The organism is Terriglobales bacterium, from assembly GCA_035651995.1.
Classification (GTDB): Bacteria; Acidobacteriota; Terriglobia; order Terriglobales; family Acidobacteriaceae; genus DASRER01.
Window position 1 is genome coordinate 400,942 of record DASRER010000002.1, and the last position, 16,415, is coordinate 417,356.

14 protein-coding genes are annotated in these 16,415 nt (G+C 65.1%); 8 read left to right on the top strand and 6 right to left on the bottom strand.

Translation table 11 applies throughout. The features are described 5' to 3' along the window. Positions 1-23: 23 nt before the first annotated feature. Positions 24-1,934, bottom strand: coding sequence for a hypothetical protein (locus VFA60_01980; GenBank protein HZQ90542.1), 1,911 nt, complete (start codon positions 1,932-1,934; stop codon positions 24-26). Positions 1,935-2,272: 338 nt separating this feature from the next. On the opposite strand from VFA60_01980, the gene VFA60_01985 reads away from it, so the two are divergent. Continuing rightward, entirely contained in the window at positions 2,273-2,512 is a 240-nt protein-coding gene (locus VFA60_01985; protein ID HZQ90543.1) for a hypothetical protein, read from the top strand. A gap of 106 nt (positions 2,513-2,618) precedes the next feature. Here the strand turns inward: VFA60_01985 and VFA60_01990 are convergent, their stop codons facing one another. Continuing rightward, positions 2,619-3,374: a sugar phosphate nucleotidyltransferase gene (locus tag VFA60_01990; protein HZQ90544.1), complete on the bottom strand. Its 756-nt coding sequence runs from the start codon at positions 3,372-3,374 to the stop codon at positions 2,619-2,621. A 37-nt stretch (positions 3,375-3,411) separates the two neighbouring features. Continuing rightward, positions 3,412-4,569 (bottom strand): glycosyltransferase, encoded by a 1,158-nt coding sequence (locus tag VFA60_01995; GenBank protein HZQ90545.1) that lies wholly within the window; start codon positions 4,567-4,569, stop codon positions 3,412-3,414. Between the two features lie 97 nt (positions 4,570-4,666). Between VFA60_01995 and VFA60_02000 the strand changes: the two genes are divergently transcribed. After that, a complete protein-coding gene (locus tag VFA60_02000; GenBank protein HZQ90546.1) occupies positions 4,667-5,242 on the top strand; it encodes an aminodeoxychorismate/anthranilate synthase component II in 576 nt (191 codons plus the stop codon). A gap of 512 nt (positions 5,243-5,754) precedes the next feature. On the opposite strand, the gene trpE is transcribed toward VFA60_02000, so the two are convergent. Continuing rightward, positions 5,755-7,332 (bottom strand): anthranilate synthase component I, encoded by a 1,578-nt coding sequence (trpE, locus tag VFA60_02005; protein HZQ90547.1) that lies wholly within the window; start codon positions 7,330-7,332, stop codon positions 5,755-5,757. Positions 7,333-7,544: 212 nt separating this feature from the next. Between trpE and VFA60_02010 the strand changes: the two genes are divergently transcribed. The 5 genes from VFA60_02010 to amrA all read left to right on the top strand — a co-directional run bounded on the left by VFA60_02010 (position 7,545) and on the right by amrA (position 11,573). Continuing rightward, positions 7,545-8,363, top strand: a complete 819-nt coding sequence (locus tag VFA60_02010; GenBank protein HZQ90548.1) for an MBL fold metallo-hydrolase — start codon at positions 7,545-7,547, stop codon at positions 8,361-8,363. A gap of 207 nt (positions 8,364-8,570) precedes the next feature. Next, positions 8,571-8,768 carry a hypothetical protein gene (locus VFA60_02015; protein HZQ90549.1) on the top strand — a complete coding sequence of 66 codons (198 nt, stop codon included), beginning with the start codon at positions 8,571-8,573 and terminating at the stop codon, positions 8,766-8,768. Between the two features lie 123 nt (positions 8,769-8,891). Next, entirely contained in the window at positions 8,892-10,160 is a 1,269-nt protein-coding gene (locus VFA60_02020; GenBank protein HZQ90550.1) for a Glu/Leu/Phe/Val dehydrogenase, read from the top strand. A 180-nt stretch (positions 10,161-10,340) separates the two neighbouring features. Next, a complete protein-coding gene (gene pgsA, locus VFA60_02025; protein ID HZQ90551.1) occupies positions 10,341-10,994 on the top strand; it encodes a CDP-diacylglycerol--glycerol-3-phosphate 3-phosphatidyltransferase in 654 nt (217 codons plus the stop codon). A gap of 3 nt (positions 10,995-10,997) precedes the next feature. Then, positions 10,998-11,573 carry an AmmeMemoRadiSam system protein A gene (amrA, locus tag VFA60_02030; protein ID HZQ90552.1) on the top strand — a complete coding sequence of 192 codons (576 nt, stop codon included), beginning with the start codon at positions 10,998-11,000 and terminating at the stop codon, positions 11,571-11,573. 144 nt (positions 11,574-11,717) lie between these two features. On the opposite strand, the gene VFA60_02035 is transcribed toward amrA, so the two are convergent. Further along, positions 11,718-13,034 carry an amidohydrolase gene (locus VFA60_02035; protein ID HZQ90553.1) on the bottom strand — a complete coding sequence of 439 codons (1,317 nt, stop codon included), beginning with the start codon at positions 13,032-13,034 and terminating at the stop codon, positions 11,718-11,720. A 154-nt stretch (positions 13,035-13,188) separates the two neighbouring features. After that, positions 13,189-14,100, bottom strand: coding sequence for a hypothetical protein (locus VFA60_02040; GenBank protein HZQ90554.1), 912 nt, complete (start codon positions 14,098-14,100; stop codon positions 13,189-13,191). A gap of 195 nt (positions 14,101-14,295) precedes the next feature. Between VFA60_02040 and VFA60_02045 the strand changes: the two genes are divergently transcribed. Next, entirely contained in the window at positions 14,296-16,350 is a 2,055-nt protein-coding gene (locus tag VFA60_02045; protein HZQ90555.1) for an ATP-binding protein, read from the top strand. Positions 16,351-16,415 lie beyond the last annotated feature (65 nt).

Consider the following 16,415-nt stretch of genomic DNA (forward strand, 5'->3'; position numbering starts at 1 on the left):
AGGGCTGAGTGCTGACTGCCGCTTCACTGCACCGTCAGCCTCACCGCCGTCGTGCGTTGCAACGAGCCCGCAGTCGCGGTCACGGTGATCGTGTACGTTCCCGGCGGCGTTGTGCTGGCGCTCACCGTGCCTCCGCCGGTGGTTTGCGTCGTCTGCATGGCGCCCCCGCATCCGGCAAGACAAAGCAGCGCGACCATAGCCAGCACGATCCAGAGCATGCGGCGGCGCCGGCGCTTTCCGCCTGCGAACACCAATCCGGCCAAGCCGAACCCAGGCGATGCGCTCAACCAGATCGCAAGTACCGGGTCGCGGCGCTCATGAAGAGGGTGATCGCGCAATTCGGAATGGGCGCCGGCGGAAGTCACGGCGGTGGTGATCACCAGCGCCGAGGTCGCGGCAACAGCTGCGGGCGTCACCGACGCGGGAGAGAACGAGCAGGCCGCCATCGGCGGAAGGTTCAAGCACGTGAGCGTGACCGCGCTGCTGAAGCCGCCCGATGGCGCCACGCTCACATTGACGCTGGCCGGCTGGCCGGACGCCACGACCACCGCCGCGGGCGAAGCAGCAACGCTCACATCAGGCGGCGGCTGAACCACAGGCGGAGGAGGCGGTGGTGGCGGCGGAGGCGGTGGCGGGGCCACGGTGTACGTCACCTGGCCTGACATCTGGTTCATCATCGTGGGGCGGCCAATCGCCTTCACGAAGAACGTGTACGTGCCCGGATCGAGCGCTAGCGTGCTCAGGTCCATCGAGCGCGCGCCGGCCGGCAGGTCGGGGAGCGGCATCAGATTCGTGCCGTCGGTGGAAATGAAAACGCCGAAGTGGTCAACGGTGCTGGGATCGCCGGTGAGCGTCCAGGTGAGCTGGCCATTGCTCACCGCGGCGGTGATGGACACGCAGTTGTCGATGCCGCTCTCGATCTCGGTTCCCTCTTCGTAGTCGTTCCAGGTGACCAGTTGCAGCGACTCCAGCGGCGAGCTCGCGTTGTAGTGGTTGCCGACTTCGGCGAACGTCGAAAGCCACACCTTGCCGCATTGCTGGCTCATGATGCGCGGCGGCGTGGGCGCCCACGACGCGAGCGAGTCGTTGAAGCCCTTGTAGGTGGAGCCGAAGGTCTTCAGCGCCGGCTGCTTGAGCGCAGCGTTGTAAAAGTTCGCCAGGTATCCCAGACCCATGTCGAGCTGATTGGAGCTGGGCGCGACCCAGGAGAATCCTCCGTTGGTCTGCGGCCGGGTGAACGCCCCCGAATTGCGAAAGATGAACAGCGGGTTGCCGGGGACACCGCCGCGTATGACCGTCCAGTCAAGCGTGTAAGCCTCGAGCCCGAAGAAAAACACGACCGGCCGTCCGTCCATGCGCATGTAGCTGGGCGAACTCTGGTAGGTGTTGAAGACGTAAGTCAGGTCACTGATCACCTTCTGATTGAGGTCGCAACCAATGGTGGCCGCGCAGGACCGCAGCGAACCGGCGTCTTCCATGATCGCCAGTTCGAAGTTCCCCCGCGCCTCGGCCTCGGCCTTCATGAGCAGCGACGTGCGGTCTTCGCGATTGCCCGGGCCGTACCAGTCGATGATCACGCCCTGGATGCCGCGGCTGATCATGTCGTCAACCTGGCGCTTCACCTGGGCAGCGTCGTCGGAGCGGTAGCCTACATTCATGTGGTTCGTGCCGCCGAACCAGGCCATGAAGTGGGCGTAGATGCGCGTCTGCGCGCCCGGATACAGCAGCGAGCCGAGGGGCGCCTTGCTGATGTTGCCGGCGCCGGCATTGCCGTTGGTCTGCGCCACAAAGACGTCGGCGGCGCTGGTGTTGTTGCCGGTCTCCGCCGCAAGCGTCGTGGTGGGCGTGATGGCCAGGTTGGCGGCGCGGGCTGTCCCGCTCAGCCATGTGACGACCAGCAGCGCGACGGCAAAGCGCGCAACGGCACGGCGCACGTCTCCTCCAGCGTCTTGGGGGAAACGCGTGTGGGGGCCGGCGCAAAACACCTGCCGGCGCTGCTTTTTTTAGTGGCGCGATTGCCCCGAGTTTAGGGCGAGAGGGTTAAGTGTGGATTAAGCAAGAAGTTCTAGGCCGCCGGGCGATTTTGCCTTAGTACGGCACACGCGGTCCCACCCTGGGTTGAGGCCGCAAAGCGCTGAACAGAAACCGTTTCGGCCGCACAACGTTCTCAAGCGAATACGCGTCGAATGCGTTGTTAGCCTTTGTCCCCTCGATCTGCACTTGACCCGGCCCCGCGGTAGGCTTTAGAGAAGCTTGGCAGGAGCTCGAGCGAATGGCTCAACCAGGAATGGAACCGGCCTCCAAGATCGCCCCGGAGTTGAACACCAAACTCCGTTCACTCGCCCACGACCTGAGCAACTCGCTGGAAACCATCATGCAGGCCTCTTACCTGCTTGGCCAGGCGCAGCTCGACGACAACGCGCGCAAGTGGGCTTCCCTGATCGACAATGCCGTGCGCGACGCCGCCAAGATCAACCGCGAGATTCGCGACATATTGAGAAGTCAGAGCTGACTGTCATTGCCCAATTGCGCAATTGCCGAACTGCCGAAGTGAAAACCAACGCAGCGCGGCGAATTTGCAGTTCGGCGATTCCGCACTTTGGCAGTTCGGCAATTTTCTACGCTGCCTCGTCCATCCTGGTACCCGCTGCATTCCGCAAAAAGTCCTGTGCAGCGCGGTATCCCGCCAGCGTGCCCACGTCCATGTAGATTTCCCCGGAATGTACGGCCTGCACGGCGTTGCCGGCGGCGATGTACGCGTTCAGCAGGTGGCCGAGGTATTCATCCTTGCGATGCCGCGCCTCCCATAGCAGCTTGAGCGCGTGAAAAGCGGCGCCGCTGGCGGTGACCGCGCCCCAGACCCAGCAGGAATGCGCGTCCGCCTGCTTTACCTCGACGCGCCGCACGCTGCCGGTTTCCTCGGTCAGGACGGCGTCGAATACCTCCGGATTCGTGACCGGAAACAGCACTAGGTTGACGCCGGCGCCGCGCTCGATGGCGGGACGGTAGGCGTTCTCGGGAAACCAGATGGTGTCGGGCAGCCCGATGAGCACGTGATCGTGGCCGCGCGTGAACGGCTCGGCGCGGAAAAGCGCGTCACACAGCCCCTGCGGCTGGCGCTGCACCACGTAGAAAATGTCGGCCGCGTAATCGCGCCCGGCGAAGTAGCGCACAATGTCGCTCTTCTCGGCCGAGATCACCATGCAGATCTGCTCCGCCCCGGCGGCGATCATGCGCTCCACCAGGTACTCGGCCACCGCCTTGGGCCGCTCGCCGCCGCGCTCGCCGCGTGACCCGACGGGCAGCAATTCCTTGGAACAGCCCAGCGGCTGGATGCGCTGTCCGGCGCCGGCGGCCGGCACAATGCCGATCACGGGGCCTCCATTGAATATCGGGTCATCGGATCATGGATCATTGGGCCCCTTGGTTCACGGCAATCGGTTCAATGGCACGATGGCCCGACGACCCGATATTCACTTCCTCGCAGTACGCCACCAACTGCTGGGCACGACGCGCTCCGGTGTGCTCATCGAGCGTGCGCTGGCGGGCGCGAGCGGCCATGGGCGCCAGGTCCTCATCGTTGCGGCACAACACGCTCACCACGTCGGCGGTCCCTTCGGCAACCATGATTTCCTCCCCCGGTTCGAAAAAAGTCTCAAGTCCCGGAAACGCGTCGCTCACAATCGGCGTTCCGCAGGCCGCCGCTTCGAAGAAGCGCCCCGAGGGGCACCAGCCGCTGCGCGCCATCCCGCCCCGCGTGATGTTCAGCGTGATGCGCGAGGATGAATACAGCGCCGCGTGGTCCTGTGGCGCCACGTGCTCTATGCGGCGCACGTTCCCGGGCCACGCCCACTGCCGCGGATAGAGCGGGCCGGCGAGCAGGAATTGGAGCTGGGGCAGGCGCCGCGCCGGCTCGAGGAAAAGCGATTCGAGCTTCTGCTGCCGGTCGGCGGCGTATGTGCCCATGTAGCTGAGCTCGGAGTCGAACTCATGGCGCGGCGCTGTGCGCGCGTGCACGTCAGGATCGACGCAGCCGTAGAGCGGGCGCGCGTGCCGCGCTCCCCAGCGCGTCTCCAGTTCGCGCAGCACATCGCCGCCGGTGAACGACAGGTAGAGATCGAAACCGGGGATCTGCCCTGCGCGCAGATAGCCGGGGCCGTCGCCGTCGAGTTGCGACAGCGTGATGGGCGTGTCCAGGTCGTAGAAGACGCGGAGCGGACCTTCGACGGTCGCGGCGTCGTCCACGATGTGGGCGCCGCAGGGACAGTAGCTGGTGTGGATCACCACGTCGGAGTCGCGCACGTCGGCGAGAGCGCGATCGCGCACGTCGTCCCACTCCCCGTAGAGCTCCAGCCGGCAGTACTCGGGACGCCGCAGGTCGCGGCGCTGGGCGTAGAAGGGCGCGTCCTTTTCGTAAAAGACCGCCGTGTGCCCCATCGCGTGGAGCGCCCGAACGATGGCGCGGCAAGGGGTGGCGTGTCCATTGCCCCACGATGAGGAAAGAGTCAGGCCAAAAAACGTGATCTTCACCGCGACAGCGCTCCACGCGGAAAAATGCGTGCTCACCATGAGGATGAATCGGCGTACACGCGAGTTGTCCTCGGGAGCTGGGCCGCGGCGCGTGGCGCGTGACCGCTGCCGCAGGTACACTGATGGTTCGGTCGCTATGGTCCTGGTTCTCGACAACTACGATTCCTTCACCTACAACCTCGTCCAGTACCTGGGCGAGTTGGGGCGCCAGGTCGAGGTGCGGCGCAACGACCAGATCACCGCGGCCGAGGTGGAGCGCATGCGCCCGGAGCGGATCGTGATCTCACCCGGACCGTGCACACCGCACGAGGCGGGCATCAGCGTCGAGCTCATACGCCGCATGGCCGGCAAAGCGCCCATCCTGGGCGTCTGCCTGGGACACCAGGCGATCGGCGCGGCCTTCGGCGGCGAGATTGTTCGCGCGAAGCACGTCATGCACGGCAAGACCAGCAGCGTGGAGCATGACGGCAAGACCGTGTTTCGCGGGCTTTCCAGCCCGATGACCGCCACGCGCTATCACTCCCTGATCGTCGAGGAAGAAACCCTGCCCAAAGAGCTCCAGGTCTCCGCCTGGACGACCGAGCCCGACGGCGCCCGCGTCATCATGGGCCTGCGCCACAGGAACTTTGCGGTCGAGGGCGTGCAGTTCCATCCCGAGAGCGTGCTCACCGAAGACGGCAAGGGCCTCATCCGCAATTTCCTGGGGCTCTAGAACCGCTTGTTGACTGGCCGGCGCGCGGCTATCCTGCATCTGAATTTGTTAAGGACGGGCGGTGGAGCAGGTTTTTGCCGTTTCCCTGCCTGGCGTCGGCCGAAGCGCAACGGCAGACAGGCCGCGCACGCTGCCCGCCCAATCTTCCACGTGGAGCAGCAGCCACCACCTCCGAAGCAGAACGAGCGCCGCGCCGCAGCGGTGGACGCCTCGCAGGTCTGTCCCAATTGCTCCACCCGCCTTCAGGACAAGGGCTGCAAAATGAACTGTCCCAAGTGCGGCTTCTTCCTGAGCTGTTCGGATTTCTACTGAGAAAGTGGTTAGTGGCTCGTGGTTAAGGAAAGGCCTTTGTGGCCTCGTAAACCATTGCGACGAGATCAATGGACTTCTGCCATGCGATCAAATCTTGGCAGGACTTCACTGGTTTACTGCTCACGCCTCACCCCCACACTGCGAATCTCGGGCCCCTGGGGCTTTGCTAGCCGCTCACCACTGGCCACCAGCCCCTGATCCTAGCCACCACGTGCGATTGCTACCGCCCGCACGAGCGCCTGCGCCTTGTTCGCACACTCCTGATGCTCGCTGGCGGGATCGGAGTCGGCCACGATTCCCGCGCCCGCTTGCAGGTAAGCGTGGGTTGCGCCGCTGCCCGGTTTCTTCCGCATGGCCTTGTCTGCTGAAACGCCTTTGGGCAGCGTCAGCATGGTGCGGATCGCGATGCACGAATCCAGGTTCCCCGCGAAATCGGCGTAGAGCACCGATCCGCCATAAACGCCGCGGCGCACCGGCTCCAGCTCCTCAATGATCTCCATGGCGCGCACTTTCGGCGCGCCGCTGAGAGTGCCGGCGGGAAAGCACGACGCGAGCGCGTCGAAGGCGTCCAGCTCTGGCCGCAGCCTGCCTTCGATGGCCGAGACCAGGTGCATTACGTGCGAGTAGCGTTCAACGTACATCAGGTCGCGCACCTTGACCGAGCCGTATTCGCTTACGCGGCCGATGTCGTTGCGGCCCAGGTCCACCAGCATCACGTGCTCGGCGCGCTCTTTCGCGTCGCAGCGCAAGTGCTGCTCGAGCTGCTGATCGTCGGCTTCATTGCGGCCGCGCGGCATCGTGCCGGCGATGGGCCGGTATTCGAGGTGGCGGCCGTTGACCTTCACCAGCATCTCGGGCGAGGAGCCCAGCACGTGCATGCCGCCCATGCGCAGCAGATACATGTAGGGCGAAGGGTTCACCCGGCGCAGCGCGCGGTAAATGGCCAGCGGCTCGGCCTTGGGCTCCAGGTCGAAGCGCTGCGAGAGCACGACCTGGAAGGCGTCCCCGGCGGCGATGTACTCCTTCGCGCGCTTCACGGCGGCGATGAAGTCGTCGCGCCGCGTGCGCGAGTTCAGCTTCACCGGGCCGCGCACCGGCTTGGGCGGACGCAGGTCGCGCGCCGGCGGCCCGGCCAGCAGCTTGCGCTCGATGGCCGCGATGTCGCGCAGCGCGCGCGCATGGGCCCGCCGCGGCGGTTCGCGCTTCACGTTGGCTGCGGCCATGATGTGCAACTCGTGGCGCAGATGGTCGAACGCCAGCAGCCGGTCGAAAAACATGAAGACGCCGTCGGGGACGCCGAGGTCGTCTTTGGCTCTTTCCGGGATGCGCTCCAGCTGGCGCACGGCGTCGTAGGAGAGGAAGCCGACAGCGCCGGCCGTGAACGGCGGCAGGCCTTCGACCTGGGCCGGCTTGTGCTGTCGCAGCAAATCGCGCAGAACACGGAAGACGTGGGCATCGCTGGGGCGCTGGAGCGGACCCGCGCGCGCCGCGTCCGCGGAAATCACTTCCGCCTGGCGCCGGTTGCCGGGATACTCGATCCGCACCTCCTCCCCGCGCGCCGTCACGATCATGTAAGGCCGCGCGCCCAGGAAGGTGTATCGCCCGATCTTTTCGCCGCCCTCCACCGACTCCAGCAGAAAAGCATGCGGCTCGCCCGCCGCAAGGGCAAGAAAGGCCGAGACCGGCGTCAGCAGATCGGCGCTGATGCTCTTGCTCACCGGCACCAGCGTGGCGTCACCGGCGAGCGCGAGAAACTCTTTGGCGTCAGGTCGCAACATGCAAAATGGGGGTCGAATCGGGGATTATAGATGGCGGCGATTCCGTCCCGGCCATGGCCGGGGAGCCTCTCTCATCACCCGCCCTAATTGACGTATTTTGTGAAGATTGGCTTATACTCAAGCCGATTATCAGCACTTTTGGGCAGATTCGCCTCCGCACTCGGGCCCCGGCGTTCTGACCCGTGCGCGCGGCGGCGCGCAGAGGCGGCTCGATGCTAGTGAAGTTCTGGGGTGTCCGCGGTTCCACCCCAACCCCACAACTGGAGAACCTCCGTTACGGGGGCAACACCTCCTGCGTCGAAGTTCGCGTCAACGGGCAGATCTACGTGTTCGACTGCGGCACCGGCTTCCGCAACCTGGGCAAACAGCTCCTCGCCGAATCCAATGGCAGCCCGCTGATGGCCCACATTTTCATCTCCCACTTCCACTGGGACCACATCCAGGGCATCCCGTTCTTCACGCCGCTTTACAACAACCCGGAGAACTACTTCTTCTTCCATTCCTCGAGCCGCACGCGCGGATTGCAGCGCGCCATCGAAGAGCAGATGGCCGACCCGTACTTCCCCGTCGACATGACGGAGATGGCCGCGCACCGCAACTTTTACGACATCGAAGAAGACCGCATCGCCTTCGACAATTGCACCGTGCAGTCCATGTGGCTGAACCATCCGCAGGGTTGCCTCGGCTTCCGCGTCGAGACCGACGACGGCGTGCTGGTTTATGCAACCGACAACGAGCCCGGCCACCCGGTGTTTGACAAAAACGTGCGCAAGCTCGCCGAAGGCGCCGACGTGCTCATCTACGACGCCCAGTACCTGCCCGAAGAGTACGAATCGGCCAAGAAGGGCTGGGGACACAGCACCTGGCGCGAGGGCATCAACATCATCATGGAAAGCGGCGCCAAGGAGCTGGTGCTCTTCCACCACGATCCCGACCACACCGACACCTGCATCGATGGCGTCGTGCAGAAAGCGCGCGAGTACTACCCCAGGGTGCGCGCCGCGTCGGAAGGCATGGAAATCGAGATTTAGCGACCAACCCCGATCTGTGCTGCTCGGCCAGCTGGAACGAGACCCTCGCAGCCACTCAGGCGTCGCAGGAGCAGGGGCGTCCCTAAGGGCGCTCCAATGGAAGACAAAAGCGGCAAAGCAGCAGCCTGGAAGAGGTCGGCCCGGAAGCTTCAGGTCCAGCGCTCGGGCCGCTCATCCGCCGGGCCGAATCCGGTCTAGAATGGGGGCATGCGCCGGCCCGATCTGTTCGGACTCAGCAAGCTTCCCCTCGACAGCTTCCCGGGAATGGTTTCTGTCCTTGGATTCCTGACTCTGCTCGTCATCGCCCTGCCGCCGATCCGCGCATTTTTCATTCTCAGCGCCGGCCTCGGACTGGTGATCGGGTTCTTCTTCTGGCTGGCGCGCAAGATGGACATCTGGCACTGACCGGCTGGCGCTGACCGGTTCGGCTTGTCTCCTTGCCTCGCCGCCAGGCCGCTTCTATACTCTCCGCTTGCCCACGAACACCGCCCCCAGCCTCTATCCGCGCCTGGGCGCCGCAGGAGACCTATGAGCACCATCTCGCTCGAACAGGAAATCAATCCCTGGGAATCCCAGGCAGCGCGCTTTGACCTGGCCGCCCAGAAGCTGAACCTCGACGAAGGCATCTGGAAGATCATGCGCTATCCCAGCCGCGAGATCATCGTGCACATCCCGGTGGGCATGGACAACGGCCAGATCGAGGTCTTCACCGGCTTCCGCGTGCAGCACTCCATTGCCCGCGGTCCCGCCAAGGGCGGCGTGCGCTACTCGCCCGACGTTACGCTCGACGAAGTCCGCGCCCTGGCCAGTTGGATGACCTGGAAGTGCGCCGTGGTGAACATTCCCTTCGGCGGCGCCAAGGGCGGCGTGATCTGCGATCCCAAGAAACTTTCGCTCGGTGAACTGGAGCGCATTACGCGGCGCTACACGGCCGAGCTGATCGAATTCATCGGCCCCGAGAAAGACGTCCCCGCGCCCGACATGAACACCAACGAGCAGGTGATGGCGTGGATGATGGACACCTACTCCATGCACATGCGCCAGACCGTGACCGCCGTCGTCACCGGCAAGCCCATCAACATTGGCGGATCGCGCGGACGCCGCGAGGCCACCGGCCGCGGCGTGATGGTTGTCTGCGACGAGGCGCTCAAAAAGCTCGAGATGACCCGCGAGCAGACGCGCGTCATCGTGCAGGGCTTCGGCAACGTGGGTTCCAACGCCGCGCAGCTCATGTCCCAGGCCGGCTACAAGATCATCGGCGTCATCGAGGTGGATGGCGCGCTCTACAACCCCACCGGCCTCGACATCAACGCCCTCATCCAGTACCGCGACCGCAACAAGACCATCCAGGGCTTCTCCAACGCTGAATGGGTAGCGCGCGGCGCCGACCTGCTGGTGGCCGATTGCGACATCCTCATCCCGGCCGCCACCGAGAACGTCATCACCAGCCAGAACGCCTCGCGGATCAAGGCCAGGGTGCTGTGCGAGGGCGCCAACGGCCCCACCACCGCCGCAGCCGACGAAATCCTGGCGGAGAAAAAAGTCTTTGTCATTCCCGACATTCTGGCCAACGCGGGCGGCGTTACTGCCAGCTATTTCGAGTGGGTGCAGGACCGCCAGGGCTACTTCTGGAAGGAATCGGTCGTGAACGAGCAGCTGGAGCACATCATGCGCTCCTCGTTCCAGGACGTGGTGCGCTACGCCGAGACCCACAACGTGAACAACCGCATCGCCGCCTACATGCTGGCGATCGACCGCGTCGCGTACACCATCCGGCAGCGCGGGATCTACGCATAAGGCATCCGGCGGCCTGGCGAGCTGGCCATCTGGTCATCTGCCGATCGGAAGCGCGCTCCGGAGGGGAACCCGATCGCCAGATGATCAGGTCATCAGACCGCCAGATTGATTGCCCCACCCAGCGGCCCGGCCTGATAATCAAAGCATGCCCCGCGGGTGTACCCTTCCCTTCGGCAACTGGTGAACCTGCCTAACTACATCACGCTCAGCCGCATTGCCGCTATTCCGGTGCTGCTGTGGGTGTTGCGTACCCATCTGCTGGCCGGCGGCGACGGCCGGCGGGAGCTGGTGGCGGCCGCCATCTTCATTGCCGCCTCGGCCACCGACGGCCTTGACGGCTGGCTCGCCCGCAAACGCAACCAGATCACCCCGCTCGGCATGCTCCTCGATCCGCTGGCTGACAAGTTGTGGATTGCCGCCGCCTTCATCTCGCTGGTGCAGTTCAACCCGGCGATGGTGCCGGCCTGGATCGCGGTGCTGATCATCGCGCGCGAGTTCCTGGTCAGCGGCCTGCGCTCCATCGCGGCGCAGCAGGGCTTCACCATCGAAGCCAGCGACCTGGGCAAGTTCAAGATGCTGGTCCAGATCGTCACGGTCGTGGGCGCGCTGCTCGACCGCCGCTGGTTCCAGTGGGAGTTTGGGCCGGTGATCGTGCCGATCCACTGGATCGCCAAGGTCACCATCTGGATCATGGTGGTGCTCTCGCTGTGGTCCGCCGCCGATTACTTCTACGCCTTCTGGTCGCGGATTTCGCAGAGCGTGGAAAAGCGCCGGCGCCGCCGGGCGTTTGTCCTGAGCCGCCGCCGGAAAACCGACGATGTCGCTGCCACCTGAAGCATGAGCGCCGGCGCGGAGTTCTCGTCCCCGCGGTCCTCGCCTGCGGGGTTTTCGCCTGAAGAGCGCGCCTTCCTGCTCACCGTCGCGCGCCGCGCCATCCAGGCGCGGCTCGAAGAACGCGATTACGATCCTGAACCGCTGACGCCGCGCCTGGGCGAGCCGCGCGCCGTCTTTACCACGCTGCGCATCAACGGCGCGCTGCGCGGCTGCGTGGGACACGTGGTCGCTGCCGAACCGCTGGCGCGCGCCGTGGCCTCGACCGCCGTTTCCGCCGCCTTCGCCGACCCGCGCTTCCCGCCTGTGAGCCGCGAAGAGTTCCTTGCGCTGCAAGTCCACTTGAGCGTGCTTTCGCCGCTCATGCCCGCCGAAGCACATCAGATCGAGCTCGGCAAACACGGCCTGCTGGTCATGCAGGGCCGGTCGCGCGGACTGCTGCTGCCCGAGGTCCCGCTCGACCTGAAGTGGGACTTGCCGACCTTCCTCGCCCAGACCTGCCTGAAGGCCGGGCTGCCGCCGGACGCCTGGCAGCGCGGCGCGCAGTTGTTCGTGTTTACGACCGAATCGTTCGGTGAGTGACCGCCGTCATGCTGAGCGGAGCTGACGGAGCGCAGAGCGCCGCGTCAGCCGAGTCGAAGCATCCCTACTCGCGTTAAACATTCGGGTGCGAGCAGGGATCCTTCGACTCGGCCGTTCCCGCCGCTCAGGATGACGTTGGCAAAGCTACTTTTTTCCCATCAGCTCCCGCAGCACCGCCACCTCTGCCGCGATGCTGGTCTTCAGCGTGGGCTCGCGATCGGGTAGAAACAACGCTGAGTGCAGCGAGGGCAGCTTCGTCTTGTCGCCCTTCACCTCGGCGAACTTCGCCGGGTTGACCGCGCCGGCGTTCATCATGAAACCCGGCACGCCCGCGCGAACGAACTCAGAGAAATCTTCCGACGCCATCTTGGGCGGCGCCGGGTCCACCACGTTTTGCTGCCCGAGCGCTTTCACCAGTGCGGCAGCGGCCCGCCTGGTCAGCGCCGGGTCGTTGTAGGTGGCGTGCGTGCTCTCAATCAGCTCCACCAGCGGCGGCTTGGGCGCGCCCGCGGCGGCCGCTTCGGCCTTCACGATGCGTTCGATGCCGCTCAGCAGCAGGTTGCGCGTCTCATCGGTGAACGACCGCACCGAAAGCTGCATCTTCACTTCGTCGGGAATGATGTTGTTCTTCGTCCCGCCATGGATGGCGCCCACCGTGACTACGCCCGGGTCCTGCGGGTCTTTTTCGCGCGCGATCAGCGCCTGGAAGCCCACGATGCTTTTGGCGGCGATCACGATCGGGTCGATCGCGGCCTGTGGCGCCGAGCCGTGCGCCCCGCGGCCGTAGATGGTGATGTTGACCGCATCGGAATTGGAGAGCAGATAACCCGGCGTGACGCCGACCTTGCCCGCAGGCAGCCACGCATCGTCATGCAGGGCGATGGCGAAATCGGGCCTGGGAAAGCGCGTGTACAGGCCGTCCGCCAGCATGGCCGACGCGCCCTTGACGCGCTCTTCGGCGGGCTGCGCCAGCATGATGAGGGTGCCGCTCCAGCGGTCGCGCGTTGCCGCCATGATGCGCGCCGTCCCGACCCACGACGACATGTGCACGTCGTGCCCGCACGCGTGCATCACCGCCACATCGTCGCCGGTGATGTCGCGCATGCGGACCTTGCTGGCGTAAGCCGCGCCCGTCTTCTCTTCCACCGGCAGCGCGTCGAGTTCGGTCCGCAGCATCACCGTCGGGCCGGCCCCGTTGCGCAGAATGCCGACCACCCCGTTGCCGCCCACTCCCGCCGTCACTTCGTAGCCGGCCGAACGCAGGAAGTCGGCCATCTTCGCCGACGTCTTCACCTCTAGCGTTGACAGCTCCGGCGTCTGGTGCAGGTCGAGGTAGATCTTGTCAATTTCCGGATAGATGCGTGCCACTTCGCCGGCCAGCGCGATATCGCCGGACTGGGCCGCCGCCATGCCGGTAAACGCGGCAACGCACAGCAGACACAACACGACTCTGGTTCGCATGAGGCCCTCGCGGATTTCGGTGTGCGGGAGTTGTATCAGAGAGCGTGCCGCGGCGCAAAACAGCATCGCCTTTCCCGCGAAGGACACCAGGGCGGCTCAAGGGCCTTTGGCAGAGCCCTTCGTGCGCCCTTCCGGTCCTTCGTGCGAAAGGTTTCTACTTCGGCGGCGGAGGCGATTGCGGTTGCGGCGCCTCGCCCGCCGGCTTGTCGGTCCCCTTCTTCACTTCTTCGCCTTCGTAGGTGATGCGGCTCGAGGAACCGAAGCGCCGGTAGTTGGTGTATTTCACGATGATGCGGATGTGCACGTCGCGGGCAAACTGGTTCTTGCCGCCGGAAAAGTGCAGCACGTCGTCGGCGCGGGTGTAGGTGGGAAACCAGTACTTGCCGTCAATCTGCTCGCGCCACGTGGTGAAGCGCGGGAACAGGTTTTCTTCCTTCTTCGTGCGCGTCTCGGGCACCGATTTTCCGCTGGCTTTCACGATCTGCAGGTCGCGCGTCTCCACCCAGATCCGTCCGTCGAAGTAGCGCCGGTCTTTCAGGATCTGCTTCGGCGCCACGTCGAACACGTATGTGTCAAGTTCGTCCACGTGCTGCTGGCCGACGTACGTAATGTTGTAATCGCCCAATTCGTCGATGGTGAGCACGAAGGGCAGCGTGTTGCGGATGTCTTCGAAATCCTCGCGCGACATGCTGATCCCGCCCTGCTCCAGCGTGCTCTGCGGCGCATAGACCACGTTTTCCAGCCGGCGGCCGCGCGAGTCGTAGTTCACGTCAAAGACGAGCTGATATTCGCCGCTCACCGTATCGCCATCGAGGGTCTGCACTTTGGTCGACTGCCGATAGGTGTAGTTGTCGCGCGCTTCCTTGAACTCTTTCTCCTTGCTGGCAAAGCGGCGAATGATATCGGGAACGCTGACGCCGGCCGGCGGATTTGGATTGATCGGCCCTTCCTCGTCCTGCGCCCGCAAAAGCGGCGCTCCCAGCGCAAGCGCCAGCAATGTGAGGGTTGCGGCCCGCCGGACGATCGCGTTCGGCGGATTGAATAGGGCGCCCATGTCTCGGCTCATCGAAACGTCCTTTCTAGTTTAGACGGTGGCGGTCCGTCCCGGTTGCGCGAAAACCGCCGGGCGCCGGCAAATTTGCCCCTCATCCGGTGCAGGTCAAGGTTGCCCGGGAAGCGAACTTCGGTAACCCCGCCCGGCTGCGCTTTCCGCGACCATTTCCGCTCCGGGCCGGTACAATGGAATGCGTTCTCCCCACCTATGGCGGAACTGCTTCCCGGCATACCAACCCTGCTCATCCTGGCGGTGCTGGTGGCGATCTTTTTGTGGATCGAGCGCCAGCGCAAGTCGGGCCGGACTGCCCTGTGGGTGGCCGGATGGGGGCTGTACTTCGTGCATGCGCTGCTCGAACTGTGGCGCCCGGCATCGCCGGCGGCAGCCACCCTCGTGGCGGCGATCAACTACTCCGCCTGGCAGTTCGCCGGCATCGCCTTCGTGGTGTCGGTTTCCACGGTCAGCGAAGTGCCGCGAATGCGCCAGCTGGTCGCCGCGACCCTGGGACTCCCGGCGCTGGCTTACGCCCTTGGCCTGGCGTTCCGCGTGACGTCGCCGTGGATTTTCGCGCTCGCCATCAGCGCGGCATTGCTCGGCGGCGCAGCCTGGGGCCTGGTGCTCCAGCGCCGCCTCGATGCTTTTTCCCTTCTCGCGACCGGCAGCCTGCTGGTGCTTTGGGCAACGTCGGTAACACGCGTCTTCCAGGGCGCGCTGCTTGACGGGTTCTACATCACCCTCACCACCATTTACGCCTTCGCCGGACTGATGTTTGGCCGGCGCTACCGGCGCGTGTCACCCGGCGTCGTCACGACGGTGGTCGGGTTCTTCTCCTGGGCGGCCCTCTACCCGATGTCGCGTTGGTGGCTGCAATGGACGTCGGACCCGCTCATCCAGCACGACGTTTGGCAATTCCCCAAGTACCTGGTTGCGACCGGCATGATCGTGATCCTGCTGGAGGATGAGTCGCGCGCCGCCCGCGATGCCGGCCTGCGCGAACGCAACTTCAGCCGCCAGATGCAACGCTTCGCCTCACTCACCACGCGCCTGCTGAGCGGCGCGGACGCACGCTCGCTGTGCCCGGAGATCGCCGCCGCCATCCGCGACGTCACCACCTTCGACCGCGTCGCCGTGCTGGCGGTGGAAGAAGACCGCCGCGTGACGCTCGCCGGGACCGCCAACGTCGCGCCCGACGCGCTGGAGCAGTTGCTGCCATTCGTCAGCCGGCTCACGCCCGCGGCAATGGAATCTCATTTTGCCAAGGCGCGGCTGCTGGGAAGCAACTCCTATCGCACCTATCGCGCCGAAGCCGACCGCTTCGGCGGCGCTCACGGCGTACGCCGCTATGAGGGCAGCGCATTCTGGGCGACGGGTGACGCGCTGCTGGTGCCGCTGCGCTCCCAGCGCGGCGCGTTTGTGGGCTGCATCGCGGCCGATGAGCCCCGCGAACCCGAGCGCGTGACCGCCCAGGAGCTTCACGCTTTGGAAATGCTGGCCGCCGACCTGGCAGCCGCGCTGGAGAACGCGCGCCTGCAGCGGCAGCTTCTGCAGTCGGAAAAGCTCGCCGGCCTCGGCCAACTCGTCGCCGGCGTGGCCCACGAGCTCAACAATCCCCTGACGGCGGTGCTGGGATACGCCGAAATCATCGCCGACCGCGCCACCGATGAAAACACGCGCCGCGAACTTGGCATTGTGGTGCGCGAGGCCGCGCGCATGAAGCGCACCATCCAGAACCTGGTGCGGTTCGCGCAGCAGGCCCGCAGCGAGACCCGCAACGTGGACCTGCGCCCCCTGCTCGACGAAGTCCTCAGCCTGCGCGCCTACGAAGGCAGTACCCGCAATGTGGAGATCGTGACCGAAATCGAGGGCGGACTGCCCCACGTCGCCGTCGACGCCGAAGAGCTCAAGCAGGTCCTGTTCAACGTCTTCAACAATGCGCTCGATGCCGTGCAAAGCTCGCTGCAGAAAAAGATCACCATCCAGGTCCGCCGCGCCGGCGATCGCGTGATGATGCGCGTGTTCGACACCGGTCCGGGCTTCGCCGACCTCGACCACGTCTTCGACCCGTTCTTCACCAGCAAGCGGCTGGGCGTGGGCAGCATGGGCCTGAGCATCTGCTACGGCATCGTGAAGCAGCACGGCGGCGACATCTACGCCTACAACGTCCACCCGCGCGGCGCATGCGTCGTGCTGGAGCTGCCCATGGCCGCCACCGCCGAAGCCACGGCCTTCACCGCCAAAGGAAGCACCGGAACGAACGGGTAAAGCAATTCAAAATCAAAATTGCAAAATGAAGGATGGACCGTGGATCGGCGTCCTGATGCCGTGCT

Excerpts from the sequence above, each read along its gene's own strand:
- VFA60_01985 (HZQ90543.1), top strand. The coding sequence starts at position 2,273 with ATGGCTCAACCAGGAATGGAACCGGCCTCCAAGATCGCCCCGGAGTTG.
- VFA60_01995 (HZQ90545.1), bottom strand. The coding sequence starts at position 4,569 with ATGGTGAGCACGCATTTTTCCGCGTGGAGCGCTGTCGCGGTGAAGATC.
- VFA60_02000 (HZQ90546.1), top strand. The coding sequence starts at position 4,667 with ATGGTCCTGGTTCTCGACAACTACGATTCCTTCACCTACAACCTCGTC.
- trpE (HZQ90547.1), bottom strand. The coding sequence starts at position 7,332 with ATGTTGCGACCTGACGCCAAAGAGTTTCTCGCGCTCGCCGGTGACGCC.
- VFA60_02010 (HZQ90548.1), top strand. The coding sequence starts at position 7,545 with ATGCTAGTGAAGTTCTGGGGTGTCCGCGGTTCCACCCCAACCCCACAA.
- VFA60_02015 (HZQ90549.1), top strand. The coding sequence starts at position 8,571 with ATGCGCCGGCCCGATCTGTTCGGACTCAGCAAGCTTCCCCTCGACAGC.
- VFA60_02020 (HZQ90550.1), top strand. The coding sequence starts at position 8,892 with ATGAGCACCATCTCGCTCGAACAGGAAATCAATCCCTGGGAATCCCAG.
- amrA (HZQ90552.1), top strand. The coding sequence starts at position 10,998 with ATGAGCGCCGGCGCGGAGTTCTCGTCCCCGCGGTCCTCGCCTGCGGGG.
- VFA60_02035 (HZQ90553.1), bottom strand. The coding sequence starts at position 13,034 with ATGCGAACCAGAGTCGTGTTGTGTCTGCTGTGCGTTGCCGCGTTTACC.
- VFA60_02040 (HZQ90554.1), bottom strand. The coding sequence starts at position 14,100 with ATGAGCCGAGACATGGGCGCCCTATTCAATCCGCCGAACGCGATCGTC.
- VFA60_02045 (HZQ90555.1), top strand. The coding sequence starts at position 14,296 with ATGGCGGAACTGCTTCCCGGCATACCAACCCTGCTCATCCTGGCGGTG.